Consider the following 1,271-nt stretch of genomic DNA (forward strand, 5'->3'; position numbering starts at 1 on the left):
CCAAGTATCTTCCTGGGGTACTGGTTCATCCAGTCCTGCACCTGCCGGACTGCCTTTTTCGTTACCTTGCTGAAATCCGTGCCCTTGGGAAAGAAACGGCGTATCAGGCCGTTGGCGTTCTCGTTGCTGCCCCGCTCGTAAGCGCTGTAAGGGTGGCAGTAGTAGATTTTTGTGCGGGGGCCGCGTCCATAATGGGTGTGCTCCATGCCCTGGCAGTCCGCAAACTCGCTGCCGTTGTCGCAGGTGATGGTCTTGAAGGTGCGCCGGAACTTGCGCCTGCCGTACTTCTTCTCCAAAACATCCAGTGCCTTCACCACGCTGCCGGCTGTCCTGTCCGGCAAAAGGACAATAATCTCATCCCGGTCTGTCCAGTCCACAATGGGATGGATTTTGATTTTGGCTTTCATTTGACAAGGGGAAATAATGCCTTTGTCGCCGTTGTCAAAGTCAAATACCTGTTTTTCCCTCTTAGATTTTCCGGGCCGCTCTGCCACGCCCGCATCGGAGCGGTTCTGGCTTTCTGCGCTGCGCACACCCAGTACCACGCACCGGTTTTTACCACACCCCTCCTTCAAAACCTGGCAGCAGTACCGCACTGTGCGCGTCGGGGGCATAAGCTTTTGGGGGATAAGCGCCCACATGGAGGTGGGTTGGCCCTTATATCGGGGGTGCAGTATTTCACACTTGACGCCCTCCAGCTCCAACCTGCGGAACACCTTGCGCACATGGTAAACCGTTTCCGGCGCGTCTGCGGTAGTCAAGCTGTGTATGGCCTCAAAGGGCACCCCGGCCCGCCTGCAAAGCTCCAGGCACACCTCGCTGTCTTTACCGCCAGAACAGGTCAGCAGCAGGGGCTTTTGGTAATAAAACTCGCTAAGTTTTGCCGCCTCCTGCAGGCGGGCGATGGCTTTATGTTCCAGATCCATTAAGCGCCCCGCTTTCCCCCGCCCCCAGCAGCCAGTCCGCCGACACATTCAGCGCCCTGCACAGCGCCGCCAGCTTGTCTGCGCCGGGCATCCCGCCCTTGTTCATATAGTAATGCATGGTGTTCAGGGACACCCCGGCCTCCTCCGCTATCCGCCTGTGGCTTTTGCCGCTCTCCAGAACGGCTGTCACCAGCCGGTATGTAATCTGCTTTCTGTCGTCCATCCTCTGCCCTCCCATCACGCGGGCCAGTTTCTCTCGCGGGAGTATGCCGTGCGCATGTCCGCCATGGTGATGAGGATGCCGGAAATTTCCAGGCGGGGGTTAATCTGCCGTTTCACCTTGCC

General features: G+C 58.1%; 2 protein-coding genes and 1 pseudogene. All 3 read right to left on the bottom strand.

The annotated features are described in order from the left end of the window. A partial coding sequence (locus tag D1841_RS17360) for an IS30 family transposase (protein ID WP_160644922.1) occupies positions 1 to 926 on the bottom strand: 926 nt, incomplete at its 3' end. Then, positions 910 to 1,149 (bottom strand): helix-turn-helix domain-containing protein, encoded by a 240-nt coding sequence (locus D1841_RS17365; protein WP_160644924.1) that lies wholly within the window; start codon positions 1,147 to 1,149, stop codon positions 910 to 912. The genes D1841_RS17365 and D1841_RS17360, both read right to left, overlap by 17 nt. Positions 1,150 to 1,181: 32 nt before the next feature. Beyond that, positions 1,182 to 1,271 (bottom strand): annotated as a pseudogene (locus tag D1841_RS19420) (ParA family protein); the annotation flags it as partial.

The sequence above is a fragment of the Neglectibacter sp. X4 genome (assembly GCF_009917365.1).
GTDB lineage: Bacteria > Bacillota > Clostridia > Oscillospirales > Acutalibacteraceae > Acutalibacter.